Here is a 460-nt window from a genome sequence, read left to right on the forward strand (position 1 = left end):
CACGGCACACGGCACACGGCACACGGCACACCGAGCAGGTCCCGGCACGGGCCCGTGATGTCACGCGGGACACGCGGTGGTCCGTGGATCTCCCCGTGGGTGCGGGGTCGGGGACGCCACCCACGGACGACGTCCCGGACCGTCAGGTCACCACTCCCGGGGTCACCGTCAACTGCTGGTAGCCCCCGCCGCTGTGCCGCACGGTGAGGAGCACGGCCTTTCCGGGGCGGGCCCGGCGGACCGCCCGGGCGAGGTCGGCCGCGGTGTCGACGCGGTCGGAGCCGAGCTGGAGCACCACGTCGCCGCGGATCAGGCCCGCCGCGTAGCCGGAGCCGGGCACGTGTACGCCCACCACCAGCGCGCCCGGCTTCCCGGCGTCGACGACCTCCACGCCGAGGGTCGCGCCGGGCGGGGCGGGGGCAGGGGCCGGTGCGGCCGCGGGGGCGGCCTGCGCCGAGGG

Annotated in this window: 1 protein-coding gene; it reads right to left on the reverse strand. The window is 78.0% G+C overall.

Annotated features, from left to right (window positions below; all coding sequences use genetic code 11):
• Positions 1–142 precede the first annotated feature (142 nt).
• On the reverse strand, positions 143–460 hold a 318-nt coding region (locus GT045_RS12605), incomplete at its 5' end, for a PDZ domain-containing protein (protein ID WP_161334216.1).

The sequence above is a fragment of the Streptomyces sp. SID486 genome (genome assembly GCF_009865385.1).
In the GTDB taxonomy this organism is placed as follows: domain Bacteria; phylum Actinomycetota; class Actinomycetes; order Streptomycetales; family Streptomycetaceae; genus Streptomyces.